Annotated in this window: 20 protein-coding genes; 9 read left to right on the top strand and 11 right to left on the bottom strand. The window is 61.5% G+C overall.

Annotated features, from left to right (window positions below):
* Positions 1–138: 138 nt before the first annotated feature.
* The 5 genes from relA to FQ192_RS32675 form a co-directional block, all read right to left on the bottom strand.
* Positions 139–2,382, bottom strand: a complete 2,244-nt coding sequence (gene relA, locus FQ192_RS32695) for a GTP diphosphokinase (RefSeq protein ID WP_149662107.1) — start codon at positions 2,380–2,382, stop codon at positions 139–141.
* 125 nt (positions 2,383–2,507) lie between these two features.
* Positions 2,508–3,860, bottom strand: coding sequence for a 23S rRNA (uracil(1939)-C(5))-methyltransferase RlmD (gene rlmD / locus FQ192_RS32690; protein WP_149662106.1), 1,353 nt, complete (start codon positions 3,858–3,860; stop codon positions 2,508–2,510).
* On the bottom strand, positions 3,860–4,762 hold the full coding sequence (cysM, locus tag FQ192_RS32685) for a cysteine synthase CysM (RefSeq protein WP_149662105.1): 903 nt from the start codon (positions 4,760–4,762) through the stop codon (positions 3,860–3,862). The genes rlmD and cysM overlap by 1 nt, the downstream gene beginning before the upstream one ends.
* A 283-nt stretch (positions 4,763–5,045) precedes the next feature.
* Positions 5,046–6,569: a sensor histidine kinase gene (locus FQ192_RS32680; protein WP_149662104.1), complete on the bottom strand. Its 1,524-nt coding sequence runs from the start codon at positions 6,567–6,569 to the stop codon at positions 5,046–5,048.
* A complete protein-coding gene (locus tag FQ192_RS32675; RefSeq protein WP_149662103.1) occupies positions 6,556–7,278 on the bottom strand; it encodes a response regulator transcription factor in 723 nt (240 codons plus the stop codon). The genes FQ192_RS32680 and FQ192_RS32675 overlap by 14 nt, the downstream gene beginning before the upstream one ends.
* 215 nt (positions 7,279–7,493) lie before the next feature.
* Between FQ192_RS32675 and FQ192_RS32670 the strand changes: the two genes are divergently transcribed.
* Together FQ192_RS32670 and FQ192_RS32665 are read left to right on the top strand one after the other, a co-directional pair.
* Positions 7,494–10,244, top strand: coding sequence for a response regulator (locus FQ192_RS32670; RefSeq protein WP_149662102.1), 2,751 nt, complete (start codon positions 7,494–7,496; stop codon positions 10,242–10,244).
* Positions 10,245–10,307: 63 nt separating this feature from the next.
* The gene (locus FQ192_RS32665; RefSeq protein ID WP_149662101.1) at positions 10,308–11,297 is read left to right on the top strand and encodes a 2-hydroxyacid dehydrogenase; all 990 of its coding nucleotides are present in this window, start codon (positions 10,308–10,310) and stop codon (positions 11,295–11,297) included.
* A 6-nt stretch (positions 11,298–11,303) separates the two neighbouring features.
* Here the strand turns inward: FQ192_RS32665 and FQ192_RS32660 are convergent, their stop codons facing one another.
* Positions 11,304–11,747, bottom strand: a complete 444-nt coding sequence (locus FQ192_RS32660; protein WP_149662100.1) for a hypothetical protein — start codon at positions 11,745–11,747, stop codon at positions 11,304–11,306.
* Positions 11,748–11,881: 134 nt separating this feature from the next.
* On the opposite strand from FQ192_RS32660, the gene FQ192_RS32655 reads away from it, so the two are divergent.
* The gene (locus FQ192_RS32655) at positions 11,882–12,316 is read left to right on the top strand and encodes a hypothetical protein (protein ID WP_149662099.1); all 435 of its coding nucleotides are present in this window, start codon (positions 11,882–11,884) and stop codon (positions 12,314–12,316) included.
* Entirely contained in the window at positions 12,316–12,720 is a 405-nt protein-coding gene (locus tag FQ192_RS32650) for an META domain-containing protein (protein WP_149662098.1), read from the top strand. The genes FQ192_RS32655 and FQ192_RS32650 overlap by 1 nt, the downstream gene beginning before the upstream one ends.
* A 133-nt stretch (positions 12,721–12,853) precedes the next feature.
* Here the strand turns inward: FQ192_RS32650 and FQ192_RS32645 are convergent, their stop codons facing one another.
* The gene (locus FQ192_RS32645; RefSeq protein WP_149662097.1) at positions 12,854–13,321 is read right to left on the bottom strand and encodes a TlpA disulfide reductase family protein; all 468 of its coding nucleotides are present in this window, start codon (positions 13,319–13,321) and stop codon (positions 12,854–12,856) included.
* Between the two features lie 114 nt (positions 13,322–13,435).
* Between FQ192_RS32645 and arsC the strand changes: the two genes are divergently transcribed.
* From arsC to FQ192_RS32630, 3 genes are read left to right on the top strand one after another with little or no spacing between them, the layout of a single operon-like run.
* Positions 13,436–13,789: an arsenate reductase (glutaredoxin) gene (gene arsC / locus FQ192_RS32640; RefSeq protein WP_149662096.1), complete on the top strand. Its 354-nt coding sequence runs from the start codon at positions 13,436–13,438 to the stop codon at positions 13,787–13,789.
* On the top strand, positions 13,786–14,382 hold the full coding sequence (wrbA, locus tag FQ192_RS32635; RefSeq protein ID WP_133840441.1) for an NAD(P)H:quinone oxidoreductase: 597 nt from the start codon (positions 13,786–13,788) through the stop codon (positions 14,380–14,382). The genes arsC and wrbA overlap by 4 nt, the downstream gene beginning before the upstream one ends.
* Position 14,383: 1 nt before the next feature.
* Positions 14,384–14,809 (top strand): DUF2069 domain-containing protein, encoded by a 426-nt coding sequence (locus FQ192_RS32630; protein ID WP_149662095.1) that lies wholly within the window; start codon positions 14,384–14,386, stop codon positions 14,807–14,809.
* 143 nt (positions 14,810–14,952) lie between these two features.
* Here the strand turns inward: FQ192_RS32630 and FQ192_RS32625 are convergent, their stop codons facing one another.
* Both FQ192_RS32625 and ttcA read right to left on the bottom strand, forming a co-directional pair.
* Positions 14,953–15,627, bottom strand: a complete 675-nt coding sequence (locus FQ192_RS32625) for a DNA-3-methyladenine glycosylase I (RefSeq protein WP_123407098.1) — start codon at positions 15,625–15,627, stop codon at positions 14,953–14,955.
* Positions 15,628–15,810: 183 nt separating this feature from the next.
* A complete protein-coding gene (gene ttcA / locus FQ192_RS32620; protein ID WP_149662094.1) occupies positions 15,811–16,635 on the bottom strand; it encodes a tRNA 2-thiocytidine(32) synthetase TtcA in 825 nt (274 codons plus the stop codon).
* 361 nt (positions 16,636–16,996) lie between these two features.
* On the opposite strand from ttcA, the gene FQ192_RS32615 reads away from it, so the two are divergent.
* Both FQ192_RS32615 and FQ192_RS32610 read left to right on the top strand, forming a co-directional pair.
* On the top strand, positions 16,997–17,599 hold the full coding sequence (locus tag FQ192_RS32615; protein WP_133840438.1) for a Yip1 family protein: 603 nt from the start codon (positions 16,997–16,999) through the stop codon (positions 17,597–17,599).
* A 141-nt stretch (positions 17,600–17,740) separates the two neighbouring features.
* Complete coding sequence (locus tag FQ192_RS32610; RefSeq protein ID WP_008074985.1) at positions 17,741–18,235, top strand: SprT family zinc-dependent metalloprotease; 495 nt, start codon at positions 17,741–17,743, stop codon at positions 18,233–18,235.
* Positions 18,236–18,348: 113 nt separating this feature from the next.
* Here the strand turns inward: FQ192_RS32610 and FQ192_RS32605 are convergent, their stop codons facing one another.
* Both FQ192_RS32605 and FQ192_RS32600 read right to left on the bottom strand, forming a co-directional pair.
* On the bottom strand, positions 18,349–19,530 hold the full coding sequence (locus FQ192_RS32605; protein WP_149662093.1) for a CaiB/BaiF CoA-transferase family protein: 1,182 nt from the start codon (positions 19,528–19,530) through the stop codon (positions 18,349–18,351).
* A 144-nt stretch (positions 19,531–19,674) separates the two neighbouring features.
* Positions 19,675–21,009: a dicarboxylate/amino acid:cation symporter gene (locus FQ192_RS32600; RefSeq protein ID WP_149662092.1), complete on the bottom strand. Its 1,335-nt coding sequence runs from the start codon at positions 21,007–21,009 to the stop codon at positions 19,675–19,677.
* Positions 21,010–21,137: the final 128 nt, after the last annotated feature.

The raw sequence follows: 21,137 nt of genomic DNA, 5'->3' as shown, positions 1-21,137 counted from the left end.
CATCGTCAACGCGATGTGTCGGCCAACCGGGAACCTGTAGGAGCGAGGCATGCCCGCGAAGGCGTCGTGTCAGTCGACATCTTTATTGGCTGACACGACGCCTTCGCGGGCAAGCCTCGCTCCTACAGGGGGACCGCTTCACGGTGTACGGTTACGCCGGGTTTCGATGATGTTCGGCAATTGGGAAATTCTTCCCAGCAACCGCCCCAATGCATCCAGCCCCGGAATCTCGATGGTCAGGGACATCAACGCGGTGTTGTCCTCTTTGTTCGAGCGGGTGTTGACCGCCAGCACGTTGATCCGCTCGTTGAGCAGTACTTGCGACACGTCACGCAGCAGACCGGAACGGTCGTAGGCACGGATGATGATGTCCACCGGATAGGTGAGCACCGGCACCGGGCCCCAGCTGACCTGGATGATCCGCTCCGGCTCGCGCCCGCCCAGCTGCAGCACCGAGGCGCAGTCCTGGCGGTGAATGCTCACACCGCGGCCCTGGGTGATGTAACCGACGATCGCATCCCCCGGCAGCGGCTGGCAGCAGCCGGCCATTTGGGTCATCAGGTTGCCGACGCCCTGGATCTGGATATCGCCGCGTTTGCCAGGCTTGTAACCGGTGGCTTTGCGCGGGATCAGTTCCAGCTGTTCGTTGCCACATTCCGGCTCGACCAGTTGCTGCGCCAGATTCACCAACTGCGCCAGGCGCAGATCGCCGGCGCCGAGGGCGGCGAACATGTCCTCGGCAGTTTTCATGTTGGCCTTTTCGGCCAACTTGTCGAAATCCACTGCCGGCAAGCCGAGGCGTGTGAGTTCACGTTCGAGCAAGGTTTTACCGGCCGCGACGTTCTGATCACGGGCCTGCAATTTGAACCAGTGGACGATCTTCGCCCGCGCCCGGGAGGTGGTGACGTAACCCAGGTTCGAGTTCAGCCAGTCACGACTTGGAGTGCCGTGTTTGCTGGTGATGATCTCGACCTGCTCACCGGTTTGCAGGCTGTAGTTGAGCGGTACGATGCGCCCGTTGATCTTGGCGCCACGGCAGTTGTGGCCGATCTCGGTGTGCACACGGTAGGCGAAGTCCAGCGGCGTCGAGCCTTTCGGCAAGTCGATGGCGTGACCGTCCGGGGTGAAGATGTAGACCCGGTCCGGCTCGATATCGACCCGCAACTGATCCGCCAGGCCGCCGATGTCGCCGAGTTCTTCGTGCCACTCAAGCACCTGCCGCAGCCAGGAGATTTTCTCTTCGTACTGGTTGGAACCCGCCTTGACGTCGGTGCCCTTGTAGCGCCAGTGCGCGCAAACCCCGAGCTCGGCTTCTTCGTGCATGGCATGAGTGCGGATCTGCACTTCCAGCACCTTGCCTTCGGGGCCGATCACTGCGGTGTGCAGCGAGCGGTAGCCGTTCTCTTTCGGGTTGGCGATGTAGTCGTCGAATTCTTTCGGGATGTGTCGCCACAGGGTGTGGACGATGCCAAGCGCGGTGTAGCAGTCGCGCATTTCCGGCACCAGCACGCGAACGGCGCGCACGTCGTAGATCTGGCTGAACTCCAGACCCTTGCGCTGCATTTTGCGCCAGATCGAATAGATGTGTTTGGCCCGGCCGCTGATGTCGGCATCGACGCCCGTGGCGGTCAGCTCATTCTTCAGCTGGTTCATCACGTCGGCGATGAAACGCTCGCGATCCAGGCGTCGCTCATGCAGCAACTTGGCGATCTGTTTGTATTGGTCGGGCTCAAGGTAACGGAAGGACAAGTCCTCCAGCTCCCACTTGATATGACCGATCCCCAGGCGATGGGCGAGCGGCGCGTAGATGTCGAAGACTTCACGGGCGACGCGATTGCGCTTCTCGTCGTCGGCGGTTTTCACCGCACGGATCGCGCAGGTGCGTTCGGCCAGTTTGATCAGCGCGACGCGCACGTCGTCGACCATGGCCACCAGCATCTTGCGCAGGTTTTCCACCTGGCCCTGAGTGCCCAGCACCAGGGATTGACGGGGGCTCAGGCTGGCGCTGATTGCCGCCATGCGCAACACGCCGTCGATGAGTTTGGCGACCACCGGACCGAAGCGCTGGCTGACCGCCGGCAGTTCAATCTGGCCTTCGCGCACGCCGCGATACAGGATCGCGGCAACCAACGAATCCTGATCAAGTTTGAGGTCGGCGAGAATCTCGGCGATCTCAAGGCCCGTGCGGAAACTCGAGGTCCCTTCGGACCAGAGGTTTTTCGCCGCATTGGCTTGCTGTTCAGACGCACGAGCGAACTCGCACGCTTCTTTCAAGGCTTCGCGATCCAGTGCCTGATCGACAGTGACCGCGTGATCGAGCCAAGCCTCGAGATTGATACTGCCGTCGGTGTTGATCGGCTGGTGTGCTCTCACCTGTACCATCTTGCTTTACCTTCCCTACGACGCAGATTCAATGCGTCAAATCGCTGACCTTCATTGCCCGTTAGCCCGCGCCGGGCGAGTGCGCGGCGGCTGCACGGGCGGCCAGTCGGACCAGACGAGCCATCCTAGCTCGCTTCAAATAACGCCATGGCCTCGACATGTGCCGTCTGAGGAAACATATCGAGAATCCCGGCACGTTTTAACCGGTAGCCCTGCTTGATCAATTCGACCGTATCGCGCGCCAGCGTTGCCGGGTTGCACGACACATACACCAACCGTTCGGCGCCCAGGGACTTGAGCTTGCGCACCACCTCAAAAGCACCGTCACGCGGTGGGTCCAAGAGTACCGCACAAAAGCCTTCCCGCGCCCATTCGGCATCAGCCAAAGGCTGGGATAAATCGGCCTGAAAAAACCTCGCATTATGCAGATTGTTGCTAGCGGCGTTCGCAGCGGCGCGCTCGACCATCGCCTGCACGCCTTCGACCGCCACCACTTCGCGTACGGTCTTGGCCAGCGGCAAGGCAAAGTTGCCCAGGCCGCAGAACAGATCGAGGACGCGTTGATCGGCTTCAGGTTTCAGCCAATCCAACGCCTGGGCCACCATCGCTTCATTAACCCCGGCGTTGACCTGGATGAAATCCCCCGGCCGATACGCCAGGTTCAGGTCCCACTGTTCCAGGCGATAACCCAGCGCTTGATCGGCCTGAACCGGTTGCGGTTCACCGTCGCCATGCAGCCACAACTGGGCTTCATGGAACGCGCAGAAATCCTTGAGGATCGTCAGGTCGGCCTCGGACAACGGCGCCATGTGCCGCAGCAACACCGCCAGCGACGAGCCACTGAACAATTCCACATGCCCCAGCGCCTGAGGTTTGCTCAAGCGTCGGAGCATCTCCGGCAAGCGGGTCATGATCGGCTGCAAGGGCTGTACCAGCACCGTGCATTCGCTGATCGCGATGATGTCCTGGCTGCCAGCAGCCCGGAAACCGACTTCGAGTTTTTTCGCTTTCATGTCCCAGCGCACCGCCACGCGGGCGCGGCGGCGGTAACCGAATTCCGGACCGCTCAACGGCGCTGCCCACTCTTGGGGTTCGACACCGGCGACCTTGGATAATTGCTCGGCGAGCATGCGCTGTTTCAGGGCGAGTTGTTCGCTGTGGGGCAAGTGCTGCACGCTGCAACCACCGCAGCGACCGGCATGCGGGCACGGTGCCGGGCGACGCAGCTCGCTGGCCTGGAATACGCGTTCGGTACGGGCCTCGACCACTTTGCCGTGGGCATTGAGCACCCGCGCCTCGACGTCCTCACCGGCCAACGCGCCGATGACAAACCAGGTGCGACCTTCGAAAAATGCGATACCGCGACCGTCATTGGCCAGGCGCTCGATGCTCAAGCGCTGCTTTTTGCCGGTCGGGATTTGTGGGGCCTTGCTGCCGCCCGTGGGTTGGAAGCGCAGGCCTCTCTCTTGCTTGGCCATCAGTTGGCCGCGTCGAAAATGCCGGTCGACAAGTAACGGTCGCCACGGTCGCAGATGATCGCGACGATCACCGCGTTTTCAACTTCCTGGGACAGGCGCAGCATCGCTGCCACCGCACCACCCGAGGACACGCCACAGAAAATGCCTTCTTCGCGGGCCAGACGACGGGTCACGTCTTCGGCTTCGCTTTGGGCCATGTCGACGATGCGGTCAACGCGGTCGGCCTGGTAAATCTTCGGCAGGTATTCCTGCGGCCAGCGACGGATACCCGGGATCGCCGAGCCTTCCATCGGTTGCAGGCCGATGATCTGCACGTTGTCACTCTGCTCTTTCAAGTAGCGTGACACACCCATGATCGTTCCGGTGGTGCCCATCGAGCTGACGAAATGCGTGATGGTGCCCTCGGTCTGGCGCCAGATTTCCGGGCCGGTGGTGGTGTAGTGCGCCTCGGGGTTATCCCCATTGGCGAACTGGTCCAGCACCTTGCCACGGCCTTCGGCTTCCATCCGTTGGGCGAGATCGCGAGCGCCTTCCATGCCTTCTTCCTGGGTCACCAGGATCAGCTCGGCGCCATAGGCCGTCATCGCGGCTTTGCGTTCGGCGCTGGAGTTGTCCGGCATGATCAGGATCATCTTGTAACCCTTGATTGCGGCGGCCATGGCCAGCGCAATCCCGGTGTTACCCGAGGTCGCTTCGATCAGCGTATCGCCGGCATGGATCTGCCCACGCAACTCGGCACGGGTGATCATCGACAGCGCCGGACGGTCCTTGACCGAACCCGCCGGGTTATTCCCTTCGAGCTTGAGCAAAAGGGTATTGCTGGTGGCGCCAGGCAGGCGCTGCAAACGGACCAGCGGAGTGTTGCCGACGCAATCGGCGATGGTTGGGTACTGCAAGGTCATGGCGTATTCGCAATCCAGACTGCGGGGGCGCCTATCATACCGGCAAACGTTCGCAGGCCATATCACGCAAAGTGTGGTGCTTATGGCTTATGGGAATAAGAGGCTGACGCACAGCTCATCGGCTTCACCCAGGTTGCTTTTGCAATCAGGGTAAATGAGATATTTGTGTCAGCACTGCTGACACTTTTGTCGGTCGGTAAATATTGAGCTGGAACGGTGCGACTTTGAGCTTACGTTCCATGAAGGCTAGGAAAATTGTCGCGCCAGTGGTGCGACTTTTTCTTCAATCGAGTGAGAAAGGTGACTGAGAAGACCTCTTCGCGCGCAAGTCCATTTCCAAAGGGTGAGTGTTGTTCAGACAGTTTGTGGGCCAGAGCAATTGTCTCACCAGTGGTGAGACTTTCTCTTCAGCTTGGGAGACAGTGATGGCTAGTAACGTCTCTTCGCTGGCGACACCGCTATCAGCCAATAACCGCATATTCAACCGCAACCCGGTCTCCGTGTTCTGCGCCCAAAGCGTCCCCCCCTGACGCTGCACCGCATTCCTGGCAATGCTCAACCCCAACCCGAACCCGCCATCCCCCGGCCGCGAACCATCGAGGCGAATAAAGGGCGAGAAGATCCGCTCCAGATCGTCGTCGGCCACCCCGCCACCCTGATCCTCCAGCCACAAATGCCAGAAGTCGCCATCACGCTGTCCACCGAGGCGGACCACGCCGCCGTTGGGGGAATGCCGAATGGCGTTGCGCAGGATGTTTTCCAGGGCTTGGGCCAAGGTATTCAGATGACCGCGCACCCAGCAGGACGAATCCACTGCGCAGTGCAGCCGACTCGCTGGCCAGCCACTTTCATAGCAGGCGTTTTCCGTGAGCATGTCCCACAGCGCCTGGATCTGGATCGATTCGTCGGGCAACCGTGTGCGTTCGGTGTCGAGCCAGGCCAGTTGCAGGGTGTCGTCCACCAGGCGCTGCATGCCATCGACTTCGCGGCCGATACGTTCGCGCAGTTGCACCAAGCCCTGCTCGCTTTCGCTGGCCACTCGCAGACGACTCAGGGGGGTGCGCAGTTCGTGGGACAGGTCGCGCAGCAGTTGTTGTTGCAGGGCGACGGTGCTTTGCAGGCGCTCGGCCATGTGGTCGAAGGCGCGGCCCAGTTCACCCAGCTCATCCGAGCGATTGGTGGTGTGGCTCGACAGGCGCACGTTCAATTGGTCGGCACGCCAGGCGTTGGCCTGCTCGCGCAGGCTGTTCAACGGCACTACCAACAATCGATACAAGCCGACGCACAGCAGCAAAGTGAACAATCCGGGAATGACCCCGTTGGTAATCACCCGCCAGAACACCCGGTACTGTCCGGGCATGAAACGCGGTGGCAGTTCGATTACCAAATTGCCAGCATGGGGGTCGCCTGGAAACGGCAAACGCAGCCACGGCAGGTTTTTCTTGTGGATGGGCCAGTCCAGGCCGCGCAAGAAGGTTACCCGCTCGATTTCCTTGTCCGTCAGCGGATGGCTGCTCAGCGACTGCAAATCACCACCCACGACGCCAACCCAGCCCGCTTCACGCTGTTGCATGCCTTGTAGCCATGCATCGATGCCCGCCCGCTGGCGCTGCTGCCACGCCTGTTCGGCTTCGGCGGCGTAGCGGGTCAGCGCGCCGCGGGCGTCATCGGACAGGAACTGGTTGCGCTCCTCCATGTAGCGACCCCAAGACCAGCTCAACCAGATCATCAACAGACAAAACGCCACCAACAAACACGCCAGTTTCCAGAACAGCGAGTGCCGGCCCGGCAGGTCAGACCATTTCATCGACGGCACTCAGCACGTAACCCTTGCCCCAGACCGTGCGCACTTCCCGCTCGGTATAGCCGATGGCCTTGAGCTTGCGCCGGATCTGGCTGATGTGCATGTCGAGGCTGCGGTCGTGGGCCGCGTAGCCCCGTTGCAGCACTTGCTGATACAGGAAGGCCTTGCTCAGCACTTCGTCATTGTTGCGATTGAGGATTTCCAGCAGCCGATATTCGCTACGGGTCAGGCCGGCGGCGTGTTCACGATAGAAGACTTCGCACTGGTCCTCGTCAAACAACAGGCTATGAACCGGATTGACCACCGCGAAGGGCTCAGGCCGACGGTCGAGTGCCACCCGGCGCAGGATGGCTTCGATGCGCACCCGCAACTCGGCCATGCTGAAGGGTTTGGGCAGGTAGTCGTCGGCGCCCAGGCGAAAACCACTGATGCGATCAGACTCGGCGCCCAGTGCCGACATCAGCACCACCGGGGTGGAGTGGCTCTGGCGCAATTGGGTCAGCACGTTCAACCCGTCCAGCCCCGGCAGCAGAATGTCCATCAGCACCACATCGAACGGTTGCCCCCGGGCGATGGCCAGGCCTTCCTGGCCGTTCTGGCACCAGGTCACCTGAAAACCGCAACGCCCCAGGTGTTCGTGGACATAAGCGCCGAGCACGAGGTCGTCTTCTATAGACAGGATACGAGGATGGCCAGCAGTGATGGGAGTCATGACTATCTGCAAATAATTCTCAGTTGGCGATTATTCAAGATTGCCTCGCCAGGGGCAACCCAAGGTTTGCCCAGGCGGCAAAAGCGCCGCTCCAGCCGACGGATGACGACATCAATTTTACGAAGATTGCCCGCCAGCAAATCGCTACACTGCGCAGGTGGTGCGTGCCGGATGCACGCGCGGGTCCAATAAATAGCGGGATGCAGGAGAAATGCGTGCTTAAGAAACTGGGAATTAAAGGCCGCGTGCTGTTGCTGACCTTGCTGCCCACCAGCCTGATGGCGTTGGTGCTGGGCGGCTATTTCACCTGGATGCAGCAAGCGGACCTGCAAGCCCAACTCATGCAGCGCGGCGAGATGATCGCCGAACAACTTGCACCGCTGGTCGCCCCGGCCATGGGTCACAAGAACACCGACCTGCTGGAACGGATCGCCACCCAATCCCTGGAACAGACCGACGTGCGCGCCGTGACCTTCCTCGCCCCCGACCGCACACCGCTGGCCCACGCCGGCCCGACCATGCTCAACGCGGCCCCGATTGGCAACAGCTCGCAGATGCTGCGCCGCAGCGGCAATGACGCGACCCGCTACTTGCTGCCGGTATTCGGCAAGCACCGCAACCTGGCCGGCGACCTGATCCCCGACGAAGCCGACCGCCTGCTCGGCTGGGTCGAACTCGAACTGTCCCACAACGGCATGCTGCTGCGCGGTTACCGCAGCCTGTTCGCCAGCCTGCTGCTGATTGGTGCCGGTCTGGCCGGCGCGGCGCTGCTGGCGTTGCGCATGGGCCGCACGATCAACCGGCCGATCAGCCAGATCAAACTGGCGGTGGCGCAACTCAAGGACGGTCATCTGGAAACCCGCTTGCCACCGCTTGGCAGCCAGGAACTGGATGAACTGGCGTCGGGCATCAACCGCATGGCCGGCACCCTGCAAAACGCCCAGGAAGAATTGCAGCACAGCGTCGACCAAGCCACCGAAGACGTGCGCCAGAACCTGGAAACCATCGAGATCCAGAACATCGAGCTGGACCTGGCGCGCAAGGAAGCCCTGGAAGCGAGCCGGATCAAATCCGAATTCCTGGCCAACATGAGCCATGAAATCCGCACGCCGCTCAACGGCATTCTCGGCTTCACCCACCTGCTGCAAAAAAGCGAACTGACCCCGCGCCAGCTCGACTACCTGGGCACCATCGAAAAATCCGCCGACAGCCTGCTGGGGATCATCAACGAGATCCTCGACTTCTCGAAAATCGAGGCCGGCAAACTGGTGCTGGACAACATTCCGTTCAACCTGCGCGACCTGCTGCAAGACACCCTGACCATCCTCGCCCCCGCCGCCCACGCCAAACAGCTGGAACTGGTGAGCCTGGTGTACCGCGACACGCCGTTGTCGCTGGTCGGCGATCCGCTGCGCCTGAAACAGATCCTGACCAACCTGGTCAGCAACGCGATCAAGTTCACCCGCGAAGGCACCATCGTCGCCCGGGCCATGCTTGAGGAAGAACACGAAGACAGCGTGCAACTGCGCATCAGCATTCAGGACACCGGCATCGGCCTGTCGAACCAGGACGTGCGCGCCCTGTTCCAGGCGTTCAGCCAGGCGGATAACTCGCTGTCGCGCCAGCCCGGCGGCACCGGTCTGGGGCTGGTGATTTCAAAGCGCCTGATCGAGCAGATGGGCGGCGAGATTGGCGTCGACAGTACGCCGGGGGAAGGCTCGGAATTCTGGATCAGCCTGAGCCTGCCAAAAACCCGCGACGACGCCGAGGACCTGCCCGGCCCGCCGTTGCTCGGGCGTCGGGTGGCAGTGCTGGAAAACCACGAACTGGCCCGTCAGGCGTTGCAACATCAACTGGAAGACTGCGGCCTCGAAGTCACGCCGTTCAATACCCTGGAAAGTTTGACCAATGGCGTCACCGGCGCCCATCAGACCGAGCAGGCGATTGAGCTGGCGGTGCTCGGCATCACCAGTAATGACATGCCGCCAGAGCGTCTTAACCAACACATCTGGGACCTTGAACACCTGGGCTGCAAGGTCCTGGTGTTGTGCCCGACCACCGAGCAGACCCTGTTCCACCTCTCGGTGCCCAATCCCCACAGTCAGCTCCAGTCAAAACCGGCGTGCACGCGCAAGTTGCGCCGGGCCCTGTCGGATCTGGTCAACCCGCGCCAACAACGCAGCGAGCCCGGCGAACCGGTGTCGAGCCGTGCGCCGAAAGTCCTTTGCGTGGACGACAACCCGGCCAACCTGCTGCTGGTACAAACCCTGCTCGAAGACATGGGCGCCAAGGTGCTCGCCGTGGAAAGCGGTTACGCCGCGGTCAAAGCGGTGCAAAACGAAACCTTCGACCTGGTGTTGATGGACGTGCAGATGCCCGGCATGGACGGACGCCAGAGCACCGAAGCGATTCGTCAGTGGGAAAGCGAGCGGCATTGCACGCCGCTGCCGATCGTGGCCCTCACCGCCCACGCCATGGCTAACGAAAAACGCGCCTTGCTGCAAAGCGGCATGGACGATTACCTGACCAAACCGATCAGCGAACGGCAACTGGCCCAAGTGGTGCTGAAGTGGACCGGCCTGGCCCTGCGCAATCTGGTGCCGGAACGTTCCAGCGACAGCCATGGCGGCGGTGAATTGCTGGTGCTCGATCACGAAGAAGGCCTGCGCCTGGCCGCCGGCAAAGCCGATCTGGCGGCGGACATGCTGGCGATGCTGCTGGCCTCGCTGGAAGCCGATCGCGAGGCGATTCGCGTCGCCCGCGAAGCCAACGACCAGAATGCCTTGATCGAACGGGTCCATCGCCTGCACGGGGCCACGCGTTACTGCGGCGTGCCGCAACTGCGCGCCGCCTGCCAACGCAGTGAAACCCTGCTCAAACAGCAAGACCCGAAAGCGACGGCGGCACTCGAAGAACTGGAACGCTCGATCAATCGCCTGGCGACGCAGGCGCGCATCAGCGCCTGATCCAGCGCAAAGGACACGGACGGAGAACGGGTTAAGGTCAGCGACATGACCCAGGAGAGCACGATGCGCACGATTCTGTTCAGCAGCCAGACCTACGACCGCGACAGCTTCCTCGCGGCAGACTTGCCCGCCGGCATCGAGTTGCAGTTTCAAGCGGCGCGCCTGAGCCTCGACACCGTGGCGCTCGCCGAGCAGCACGACGTGGTGTGCGCCTTTATCAACGATGACCTCAGCGCCCCGGTGCTCGAACACCTGGCCGCTGGCGGCACCCGGTTGATCGCCCTGCGTTCGGCCGGTTACAACCATGTCGACCTGGTCGCGGCGAAACGCCTGAACCTGGCCATCGTGCGCGTGCCGTCCTACTCGCCCCACGCCATTGCCGAGCACGCGGTGGCGTTGATCCTCGCGCTCAACCGGCGCCTGCACCGCGCCTACAATCGAACACGCGAAGGCGACTTCAGCCTGCACGGGCTGACCGGTTTCGACCTGGTGGGCAAGACCGTCGGCGTGGTCGGCACTGGGCAGATCGGTGCGACCTTCGCCAAGATCATGCACGGTTTTGGCTGCCAGTTGCTCGCCTACGATCCCTACCCCAATCCCCAGGTCAAAGCCCTCGGCGCGCGCTACTTGAGTTTGCCGCAGCTGTTGGCCGAGTCGCAGATCATCAGCCTGCACTGCCCGCTCAATGAGCAGAGCAAATACTTGATCAACCGCAAGTCACTGGCGCACATGCAACCGGGGGCGATGCTGATCAACACCGGGCGCGGCGGCCTGGTGGACACGCCGGCGCTGATCGACGCCTTGAAGGACGGGCAATTGGGTTATCTGGGGCTGGACGTGTATGAAGAAGAGGCTCAGCTGTTCTTCGAGGACCGCTCGGACTTGCCGCTGCAAGACGATGTGCTGGCGCGGCTGCTGACCTTCCCGAACGTCATCATCACCGCGCACCAGGCCTTCCTGACCCGCGAAGCCCTCGGCGCGATTGCCGCGACCACCTTGCACAACATCGCGGCCTGGGCCGCCGGCGTGCCGCAGAATCAGGTCGAAGGCTGATCGGGATCAGGGCTTGGTGATCGAAGACGCCAGGATCATCAGCCCCAGCCAACCGAAGCCGATCAAGCGCTGTTGCAGGGAATGCCCGGGACGCAGCAAAAACCAGACAAAAAACGGTGGTAACAAAAACACCATGACTTTCAGCCAACCTTCCACCGGACGTGGCCACGTGGCGGCGGCCGGCGTATTGGCTGCAACAACGCCCCGGCGACGGTGCCGCGAAACAGGCGCGGGTGGAATTTCGGGCGTTGGCTCGACCTTCGGTGCCGGTTCAGCAGGGGCAAACGAGACCTCGGGGACGTGCGCATCTCGCGGCAACTGACCGAAGGAGATCGGTGTAGCCCTGGAGGTCGTCGCTGGCTCCGCCGCCAAAGGTGCGCCGCAATGAATGCAGGTGTGTGCCGTAGAGCTGATGCTCTTTTTGCATTCAAAACATTCGATCCAGGCCATTTCCATTCCTTAGGGGTGTAAAAGCGGCAGTGTGCCATGAGTGCAGGGAGGATTTGAACCTGATCGAAGGTCACATGCCCGCGCCATGCTGCGCTGATGCCCGTGCTAGCATACCGCGCATATTTGGAGGACCCATGGTCGAACACGATTTCCGCTACACCCTGATGAACCCGCAGCACACCCTGACCGAATGCCGCGCCCTGGTGCCGGGGCGTTATCAAGTCACCGGCAATGGCGGCTCGATTCGCAATAATGACGTGCTGGTGGTCACCCTCAAAGGTGCCAAGGACTTGTCCATGCGCCTGACCGTCGAAACCGTTCGCCACCTGATCAACCCGCCCGGCCAATGGGTCGCGGTGGCCAGTGGTCCGGTGTTCGGTGAACTGGCGATCCATACCTGGAAGGTCAACTGCGACAGCTGCGCCAAAGAACTGAGCTTCGAGTTCGCGGTCGACGCCAAGCTGGGCAACAAGGCCGAAAAGCCTGCCGCCACCGCGCGGATTGCCGAGTTGGGTTGGACCACCGCCGGCGAGAAACACCTGTGCCCGACATGCCAGGAGCCTGCGTGATGAAACACCTTGCCCTGGCGGCCGTGGTGGGCGCCAGTCTGATGGGCTGCGCCGCCGAACCGGTTCAACTGCAACAGAACCGCAGCTACATTCTGGAATGGATCGGCGAACGTCCGCTGATGGATTACAGCCACCTGACCATCACCCTGGGTGACGACGGTCGGGCCTACGGCAACGGCGGCTGCAACCATTGGTTCGCGCCGTACACCCTGGACGGCGACAAGCTGAGCTTTGGCAAAGTCGGCAGCACCCGCAAACTCTGCGCACCGGCGTTGATGGAGCAGGAACAGCGTTTCCTGCAGGCGCTGGAAAATGTGCAACGCTGGGACATTTCCCCCATCGACCAGATGCGTTTCTGGCCGGCCGAGGGCAAGCCGTTGCGTTGGTGGCTTGAAGAGGGTTGATCTCCTCCGCGATCGCTGATGATCGTTCCCACGCTCTGCGTGGGAATGCCGCCCGGGACGCTCCGCGTCCCTGTGACGCAGAGCGTCACTTGATGCATTCCCACGCAGAGCGTGGGAACGATCTGACACTGACTCAGTTCTGCGCCTTCAACGCCTCCAGCTTCGCCATCACCCCCGCCGCCGTCTGTTCACCCATCAACTGCTCCCGCACCTTGCCCTTGTTATCGATGATGTACGTCACCGGCAACGCTTCACTGCGTGGCAAATCGAAAAGCTCCGCCGGGTCCTGGGCCAGCACGGTGAACTTGATCCCCAGTTTTTCACTGGCGCTTTTCAGCTCTTCGCCCTGCACATTGTCGAAGTTGACCCCGAACACACCGATCTTCTTGCCCTTGAGTTCCTCGGCCAAGGCATTCAACTGTGGAATCTCGGTTCGGCACGGGCCGCACCACTCCGCCCAGTAATTGAGCACCAGCCATTGTTTATCGAGGCGCCCCGCCGCGACTTTGTGACCGTCCTGGTCAATGCCATAGTCGTTACCGCAGCCCCCCAGCATCAGCGCCCCGATGATCGCCAATGCCGCTGCCAATCGCCTAGTCATGTCGTGATCCTTGTTCAAAATTGAATGCGCCTGCGACCCATCGCCTCTCGAGGTTCTGGATTGCGCGCTGCACAGTTAGAATAGCCGCCACCTTACGCAAGATGCGACCCGCACATGACCGATCTGACGCTTTATCACAACCCGCGCTGCTCGAAATCCCGCGGTGCGCTCGAACTCCTTGAGGCCCGTGGCCTGGCCCCGACCGTGGTGCGCTACCTCGAAACCCCGCTGGACGCCGCGCAACTCACGGGCCTGCTGAAAAAACTCGGCATCACCGCCCGGCAACTGCTGCGCACCGGCGAGGACGAGTACAAGACCCTCAACCTGGCCGACGCCAGCCTGAGCGAGGCGCAATTGATCGCCGCCATCGCCGCGCACCCGAAACTCATGGAACGACCGATCCTGGAGGTCGGCGACAAAGCGGTCATCGGCCGTCCGCCGGAGCAAATCCTGGAGCTGTTGCCGTGAGCGCGCCGTACATTCTGGTCCTGTATTACAGCCGCAGCGGCTCAACCAATGAAATGGCCCGGCAGATTGCCCGTGGCGTCGAGCAGTCGGGCATGGAAGCGCGCTTGCGCACCGTGCCGCCGATTTCCACCGAGTGCGAAGCGGTGTCGCCGGACATTCCGGACGAAGGCGCGTTGTACGCCAGCCTCGACGACCTGAAGAACTGCGCCGGCCTGGCCCTTGGCAGCCCGACTCGCTTCGGCAACATGGCGGCGCCGCTCAAGTACTTCCTCGACGGCACCAGTAACCTGTGGCTGACCGGCGCCCTCGTCGGCAAACCGGCGGGTGTGTTCACGTCCACCGCAAGCCTGCATGGCGGCCAGGAAACCACACTGTTGTCGATGATGTTGCCGTTGCTGCACCACGGCATGCTGATTACCGGCCTGCCCTACAGCGAATCGGCGCTGCTGGAAACCCGTGGCGGCGGCACGCCCTACGGCGCCAGCCATCACGCCGGGGCCGACGGTAAACAGGGTTTGAATGAGCATGAAGTCGCGCTGTGCCGAGCCCTGGGCCTGCGCCTGGGCAAGACCGCGCAGAAACTGGAGGGCTGACATGGCCAAGAAGCCGAAGATACTGCCCTCGATCGCATGGCTCGAACCGCGGGTGCGGGCGATGCGCGCGGTCAGCCTGTTGTGCTATTTCGGCCTGGTGGGGTTGCTCTGCGCTTACTACCTGCTGATCGCCGATCTGCATGGCGCGCGGCCGTGGGTGATTTTGCTGATCGAACTGGTGCCGCTGCTGTTGCTGGCGCCGGGGATGATTGTCGGCAGCGCCCGCGGGCATTCGTGGATGTGTTTTGTGGTGAATTTGTATTTCATCAAGGGCGCCCTGGCCGCGTATGACCCGAACCGGCAGCTGTTCGGGTTGCTGGAAATGGGCGCGAGCCTGGCGGTGTTTTGCTCGGCGTTGTTGTATGTGCGGTGGCGGTTTCAGTTGAATCGCAAGTTGGCGGGGGAAGGCGAGATTTCGGTTGCCTGACTGCCTACAGTGATCGTTCCCACGCTCTGCGTGGGAATGCATCAAATGACGCTCCGCGTCACAGGGACGCAGAGCGTCCCGGGCGGCATTCCCACGCGGAGCGTGGGAACGATCAACGCAGCGCGTGGGAACGATCGTTAGCGTCAATGATTCACGGTGTACGCCAACATCATCGAAATCTGGCTCATCGCCCGCCCGCCACTTTGTTCATGCCACTGGTTGAACACGTCCTGCACCAACGCCAGGTCCCGCTGGCTGGTCGGCACCTTGTCGACGATCTTCTGCGCATTCAACCCCGCGACCACGTCATAGCTGGGCACAAACGTATCCTTGCCGACCATGCGCAGGAAGCGCGGCGCCGACAGCCCGCCCAGTTGATGACCGCGCTTTTTCAGGAAGGTCCACAAGCCGACGATATCGGTCACCGGCCACTCGGCGATCAGCTCACCGAAGCTGCCCTTTTCATGGGCCACGTCGAGGATGAATTGCGCATTGCGCGGCACGCTCTTGAGTTTGCCCAGGTGGCGGATGATCCGCGCGTCCTGCATCAGGCGCTCCAGGTGTTCGGCGCTCATCAGCACGACTTTTTCCGGGTCGAACTTGAAGAACACTTCCTCGAAGGCCGGCCACTTGGCGTCCACCAGGCTGTGCTTGAGCCCGGCGCGAAAGACCCGCAGGGCCATGGTCGAGAGATAACGGTCGTCGCTGATCTTGCGCAATTGCGCCGGGGTCTTGGGAACCGGCAGATGGGCTTCCAGTTCAGCCGCCGAACCGAAACGGTTCAGACAGTACTCGTGCAGCCACTTGTAATCGCGCATGCCCTCTCCTGAGGATTGAAACGAAAAACCTGGGGGGGCGCGCGAGCTGTGGCGAGGGGGCTTGCCCCCGTTTGAGTGCGTAGCACTCACAAAATCTCCAGCATGCCGACGATTTTGGGGCCGCTTCGCAGCCCAACGGGGGCAAGCCCCCTCGCCACAGGGCCCGCTCCCGAACAATGTTGTTTAGAGGTTGACTACGTTGACGAACCGCGAGGCGGCGGTTTCGTCGATGCGCAGGTTGGTGAAGTCGAACAGGTTGCGGTCCGCCAGTTGCGACGGCTGCACATTTTGCAGGCTGCGGAAAATGCTTTCGGTGCGGCCCGGGGTCTTGCGCTCCCACTCTTGCAACATGTCCTTGACTACCTGGCGTTGCAGGTTTTCCTGGGAGCCGCAGAGGTTGCACGGGATGATCGGGAATTGCTTGAAATCCGCATAGGCCTGGATGTCTTTTTCGTTGCAGTAGGCCAGCGGACGGATCACCACGTTGCGCCCGTCGTCAGACCGCAGCTTCGGCGGCATGGCCTTGAGCGAGCCGTTAAAGAACATGTTGAGGAAGAACGTTTCGACGATGTCATCGCGGTGGTGACCGAGGGCCATCTTCGTGGCGCCGATTTCGTCGGCGAAGGTGTACAGCGTGCCGCGACGCAGGCGCGAGCACAGCGAGCACGTGGTCTTGCCTTCCGGGACCAGTTCCTTGACCACTGAATAGGTGTCTTTCTCGACGATGTGGTACTCGACGCCCAACGCTTTCAAATACGCCGGCAGTACGTGCTCGGGGAAACCGGGCTGCTTCTGGTCCATGTTCACGGCCACGATCTCGAACCGGATCGGGGCGACCTTCTGAAAGTGCATCAGCACGTCGAGCAGGGTGTAACTGTCCTTGCCACCGGACAGGCAGACCATGACCTTGTCGCCGTCTTCAATCATGTTGAAATCGGCAACAGCCTCACCGGCCTGGCGGCGAAGGCGCTTTTGCAGTTTGTTCTGGTTGACCGTAAGAGTGCCCATGACGCGAAATCCGTGAGGTGTGACGAAAGGCCGGCATTTTACGCAAATCGCCGATAGATCAAAAGATCGCCCCTGTAGGCGTTGCCGAAGGCTGCGATCTTTTGATCTTTGGCCATTTCAGTGTTGACCGAAGAACAAGATCAAAAGATCGCAGCCTGCGGCAGTTCCTACAAGTCGTAACCGCGATTAACCCCGGGGTTTACAGCGCGATTTGCTCTAACGCCCTGCAACCTGCGCCGGTAACTCCTTTCTATACTGCGACATAAGGTCGCACACATATTCAGACCTTTACTTACTTGGCCACTTTGGCCCGTAGGCGCTCCGCTGGGGGGCGATGGCAATAACAAGAGGAGTGACTGGCATGATCCATCACGTAGTGGGGCTCTTCACCCACCCCGACCAGGAATGGAAAGAAATTCGTGGCGACCAAGAGGAAAGCATCAGCCACATGTACCTCACCCACACGCTGATTCTCGCGGCGATCCCCGCCGTGTCGGCTTTTATCGGCACTACACAAGTTGGCTGGGTCATCGGTAGCCGGGCACCGGTGATGCTCACGACAGAAAGTGCGCTATGGATGACGATCATGTCGTACGTGGCGATGCTCGGCGGCGTGGCGGTCATGGGCGCGTTCGTGCACTGGATGGCCCGGACCTACGACGCCAACCCGAGCCTGGCCCGTTGCGTTGCGTTTGCCACTTACACCGCGACACCGCTGTTCGTGGGCGGGTTGGCGGCGCTGTATCCACACATGTGGCTGGGGATGGTCGTGGGCACGGCCGCCATCTGCTACACGGTGTATCTGCTGTACGTGGGTTTGCCGACCTTTATGAACATTCCATCGGACGAGGGATTCCTGTTTTCAAGCTCGGTGCTGGCTGTCGGCCTGGTGGTGCTAGTGGCCATCATGGCGTTTACCGTTATTGTCTGGGGACTCGGCGTGGGGCCGGTCTATACGAACTAGCTTTTGCCTATAAAACGATCTGCCAATACAGGCCGCCGCAAGGCGGCCTTCTAATGAGCGGGGCACGACCATTCGGCGCCTCACTGATTCGCAAGTCCCGAGGGTTGCGGCATACTCGACGTCTCTGGAGATCCATCAAGCATGCCCGAGCAACTCAATACCCGCGTCGAAGACTGTTTCCAACAAGCCGAATCCTTTTTCAAACGACCTTTCAAACGCCCCGTGGTGAGCCTCAAGCTGCGCGGGCAAAAAGCCGGTGTCGCGCACCTGCACGAGAACCTGCTGCGCTTCAACCCGCAGCTGTACCGGGAAAACACCGAAGACTTCCTCAAGCAGACCGTCGCCCACGAAGTCGCGCACCTGATCGCCCATCAACTGTTCGGCGACCGCATCCAGCCCCACGGCGAAGAATGGCAACTGATCATGCGCGGCGTGTACGAACTGCCGCCCAACCGCTGCCACACCTACGACGTCAAACGCCGCAGCGTGACCCGCTACATCTACAAATGCCCATGCCCCGACAGCGATTTCCCGTTTTCGGCGCAGCGCCATGGTTTGGTGCGGCAGGGGCGACGGTATTTGTGCCGGCGATGCCGCAGTACGTTGGTGTTCAGTGGGGAGATGCGGGTCGAGTAACCGCATGATCGTTCCCACGCTCCCGCGTGGGAATGCCGCCATGGACGCTCTGCGTCCACTGCGACGCGGAGCGTCACGGGATGCATCCCCACGCGGAGCGTGGGAGCGATCAATCAGCTCACAACTTTCGCCGCTCGCAATTGCTCAATCCGCTGCGCGCTAAGCCCCAATTCCCCCAACACCTGATCCGTATGCGCCCCCACCGCCGCACCGATATGCCGTGGTTCAGGCAACCCCTCGGAAAACTTCAACGGACAGGCCATCTGTGCCTGAGTCGATCCATCCCCCCGAGGCACCTCAGTCACCACACCCCGCGCCTGCAACTGCGGATGCCGCACCGCCTCGGCCACGCTCAATACCGGTTCGACACACGCATCGACCCCGGCGAACAGCGCGCACAACTCGGCAAAGTCATGCTTCTCGAATTCCATCTTCAACTCGTTTTTGAGCGCCTGTTGCTGCTCGGGCTGGGGCGACAAACCCTGAGCCGCCAGTTCCGGCCGGCCCAGTGCCGCGCACAGTTGCTGCATGAAGGGCGGCTCCAGGCTGCCCACCGATAACCAGCGGCCGTCGCGGGAGCGGTAATAGTCGTAGAAACTGCCACCATTGAGCATCTGCTCTTCGCGCCCCGGCTCCACGCCGCAAGCCAGATAGCCAGCGCCGGCCATGGCGTGCAGGCTGAAGGCGCAGTCGGTCATGCTCACGTCCAGATGCTGGCCCAGCCCCGTCGTCTGCCGGGCGATCACCGCCGCCAGCAAGCCGATCACCCCATGCAGCGAGCCACCGGCAATGTCTGCCGCCTGAATCCCCAACGGTAGCGGGCCGCTGTCGGCGCGGCCGGTGTAGCTCGCCAGCCCCGCCAGCGCCAGGTAGTTGATGTCGTGCCCGGCGCGATCCTTGTAGGGGCCGGTCTGGCCGTAGCCGGTGATCGAGACGTAAATCAGCTTCGGATTGATCGACTTCAAGGCTTCATAGCCCAGACCCAGGCGCTCCATCACGCCGGGACGAAACTGTTCCAGCACGATGTCGTAAACCGCCAGCAACTGCTTGATCACCTCCAGCGCCTCGGGCTGCTTGAGGTCCAGGGCCAGGCTGCGCTTGTTGCGGTTCAAATAAGCGTGGCTGGCGGAGACGCCCTGATCGTGGGGCGGCAGCACCCGCAGCAGGTCCAGGCGGGTCGGCGATTCGATGCGCAGCACCTCGGCGCCCATGTCCGCCAGCAACAACGAGGCGAACGGCCCCGGCAGCAGTGTCGAGAAATCCAGAACCTTGAGTGATGCCAATGGACCGAGCATGGGTGATCTCCTTGAGCGATGCTTCCAGACTAGGCAGCCAAAGCCATTGCGGCAATCACCCGATGTGCCAGCAACGGTGACGGTTACGCTCAAACCCCAGGCATGAAAAAACCCGCCGAAGCGGGTTTTTCCTTGCAGCGAGGCTTACTTGACGTTGCTTGGGGTTGGGCCTTCGGCCACACCCAGGTCGTCTTCTGCGCGTTCGTCGGAGATGCCGCGACCGCCAGAAGCCAGCTCGGCGTGCATCACGTCGGTGTCCAGCTCCTTGACCCACTTGGCCACAACCAGGGTGGCAACCGCGTTACCCACCAGGTTAGTCAGGGCGCGGGCTTCGGACATGAAGCGGTCGATGCCGAGGATCAGCGCCAGACCGGCAACCGGCAAGTGGCCAACCGCCGACAGGGTGGCGGCCAGGACGATGAAGCCCGAACCGGTCACGCCAGCCGCGCCTTTGGAGGACAGCAGCAACACCACCAGCAGGGTGATCTGGTGCGTGATGTCCATGTGGGTGTCGGTCGCCTGAGCGATGAACACGGCCGCCATGGTCAGGTAGATCGCGGTACCGTCGAGGTTGAACGAGTAACCGGTCGGAATCACCAGGCCCACGACAGATTTCTTCGCGCCCAGACGCTCCATTTTGATCAGCATGCGTGGCAGTACCGATTCCGAAGAAGAAGTACCCAGCACGATCAGCAGTTCTTCACGGATGTAGCGAATCACTTTCAGCACGCTGAAGCCGTGGGCGCGAGCGATACCGCCCAGCACTACCAGCACGAACAGCAGGCACGTGATGTAGAAGCACGCCATCAACTGACCCAGTTGCACCAGCGAACCCACACCGTAGGCACCGATGGTGAAGGCCATGGCACCGAAGGCACCGACTGGCGCGAGCTTCATGATCATGTTGATGATGTTGAACATCACGTGGGCAAAACGATCGATGAAGTCCAGGATCGGCTTGCCGTAGGCACCCAGGCGATGCAGGGCGAAACCGAAGATCACCGAGAACATCAGCACTTGCAGGATATCGCCGGTGGCGAAGGCGCCGAAGATGGTGTTCGGGATCACGTTCAGCAGAAAGCCAACGACGCTTTGATCAGCACCGGCGGCGACGTATTGCGCGACTTTGGAGGCATCCAGGGTGGTCACGTCGATGTGCATGCCGGCACCCGGCTGGATGATGTTGACCACCACCAGACCGACCAGCAATGCGATGGTCGAAACGATTTCGAAGTAGAGCAGCGCGTAGCCGCCGGTCTTGCCCACCGATTTCATGCTCTGCATGCCAGCGATACCGCTGACGACGGTGCAGAAGATGATCGGGGCGATGATCATTTTGATCAGTTTGATGAACCCGTCACCCAGCGGCTTGAGGGCCACACCGGTCTGCGGATAGAAGTGACCGATCAGAATGCCGATGATGATGGCAACGATCACCTGGAAATACAGGGATTTGTACAGTGGCTGACGAGTCGTCATTGCAAAGTTCCTCAAGAGTGCCCCGTGACAACATCCATCTGTTGCCCAAGACACTTCATTTGCGAACCCTCCTGCACTGGAGGGATTTGTTTTGTCGAGCTGCGCAACGGCAAGCATCTGCCGGTTGT

The organism is Pseudomonas sp. ANT_J12 (assembly GCF_008370045.1).
Lineage (GTDB): Bacteria > Pseudomonadota > Gammaproteobacteria > Pseudomonadales > Pseudomonadaceae > Aquipseudomonas.
Note: the sequence above shows the minus strand (reverse complement) of the source record. Positions and strands in the feature narration are given on the sequence as shown.

What these genes read in the sequence shown, in the direction of transcription:
- FQ192_RS32625 (WP_123407098.1), bottom strand. Translation starts at nt 15,627, where the DNA reads ATGCGCGATTACAAGTGGCTGCACGAGTACTGTCTGAACCGTTTCGGT.
- FQ192_RS32605 (WP_149662093.1), bottom strand. Translation starts at nt 19,530, where the DNA reads ATGCTCGGTCCATTGGCATCACTCAAGGTTCTGGATTTCTCGACACTG.
- FQ192_RS32615 (WP_133840438.1), top strand. Translation starts at nt 16,997, where the DNA reads ATGATCCATCACGTAGTGGGGCTCTTCACCCACCCCGACCAGGAATGG.
- FQ192_RS32600 (WP_149662092.1), bottom strand. Translation starts at nt 21,009, where the DNA reads ATGACGACTCGTCAGCCACTGTACAAATCCCTGTATTTCCAGGTGATC.
- FQ192_RS32680 (WP_149662104.1), bottom strand. Translation starts at nt 6,569, where the DNA reads ATGAAATGGTCTGACCTGCCGGGCCGGCACTCGCTGTTCTGGAAACTG.
- FQ192_RS32665 (WP_149662101.1), top strand. Translation starts at nt 10,308, where the DNA reads ATGCGCACGATTCTGTTCAGCAGCCAGACCTACGACCGCGACAGCTTC.
- FQ192_RS32660 (WP_149662100.1), bottom strand. Translation starts at nt 11,747, where the DNA reads ATGGCCTGGATCGAATGTTTTGAATGCAAAAAGAGCATCAGCTCTACG.
- arsC (WP_149662096.1), top strand. Translation starts at nt 13,436, where the DNA reads ATGACCGATCTGACGCTTTATCACAACCCGCGCTGCTCGAAATCCCGC.
- FQ192_RS32645 (WP_149662097.1), bottom strand. Translation starts at nt 13,321, where the DNA reads ATGACTAGGCGATTGGCAGCGGCATTGGCGATCATCGGGGCGCTGATG.
- FQ192_RS32655 (WP_149662099.1), top strand. Translation starts at nt 11,882, where the DNA reads ATGGTCGAACACGATTTCCGCTACACCCTGATGAACCCGCAGCACACC.
- FQ192_RS32610 (WP_008074985.1), top strand. Translation starts at nt 17,741, where the DNA reads ATGCCCGAGCAACTCAATACCCGCGTCGAAGACTGTTTCCAACAAGCC.
- FQ192_RS32650 (WP_149662098.1), top strand. Translation starts at nt 12,316, where the DNA reads ATGAAACACCTTGCCCTGGCGGCCGTGGTGGGCGCCAGTCTGATGGGC.
- FQ192_RS32675 (WP_149662103.1), bottom strand. Translation starts at nt 7,278, where the DNA reads ATGACTCCCATCACTGCTGGCCATCCTCGTATCCTGTCTATAGAAGAC.
- FQ192_RS32630 (WP_149662095.1), top strand. Translation starts at nt 14,384, where the DNA reads ATGGCCAAGAAGCCGAAGATACTGCCCTCGATCGCATGGCTCGAACCG.
- rlmD (WP_149662106.1), bottom strand. Translation starts at nt 3,860, where the DNA reads ATGGCCAAGCAAGAGAGAGGCCTGCGCTTCCAACCCACGGGCGGCAGC.
- ttcA (WP_149662094.1), bottom strand. Translation starts at nt 16,635, where the DNA reads ATGGGCACTCTTACGGTCAACCAGAACAAACTGCAAAAGCGCCTTCGC.
- cysM (WP_149662105.1), bottom strand. Translation starts at nt 4,762, where the DNA reads ATGACCTTGCAGTACCCAACCATCGCCGATTGCGTCGGCAACACTCCG.
- relA (WP_149662107.1), bottom strand. Translation starts at nt 2,382, where the DNA reads ATGGTACAGGTGAGAGCACACCAGCCGATCAACACCGACGGCAGTATC.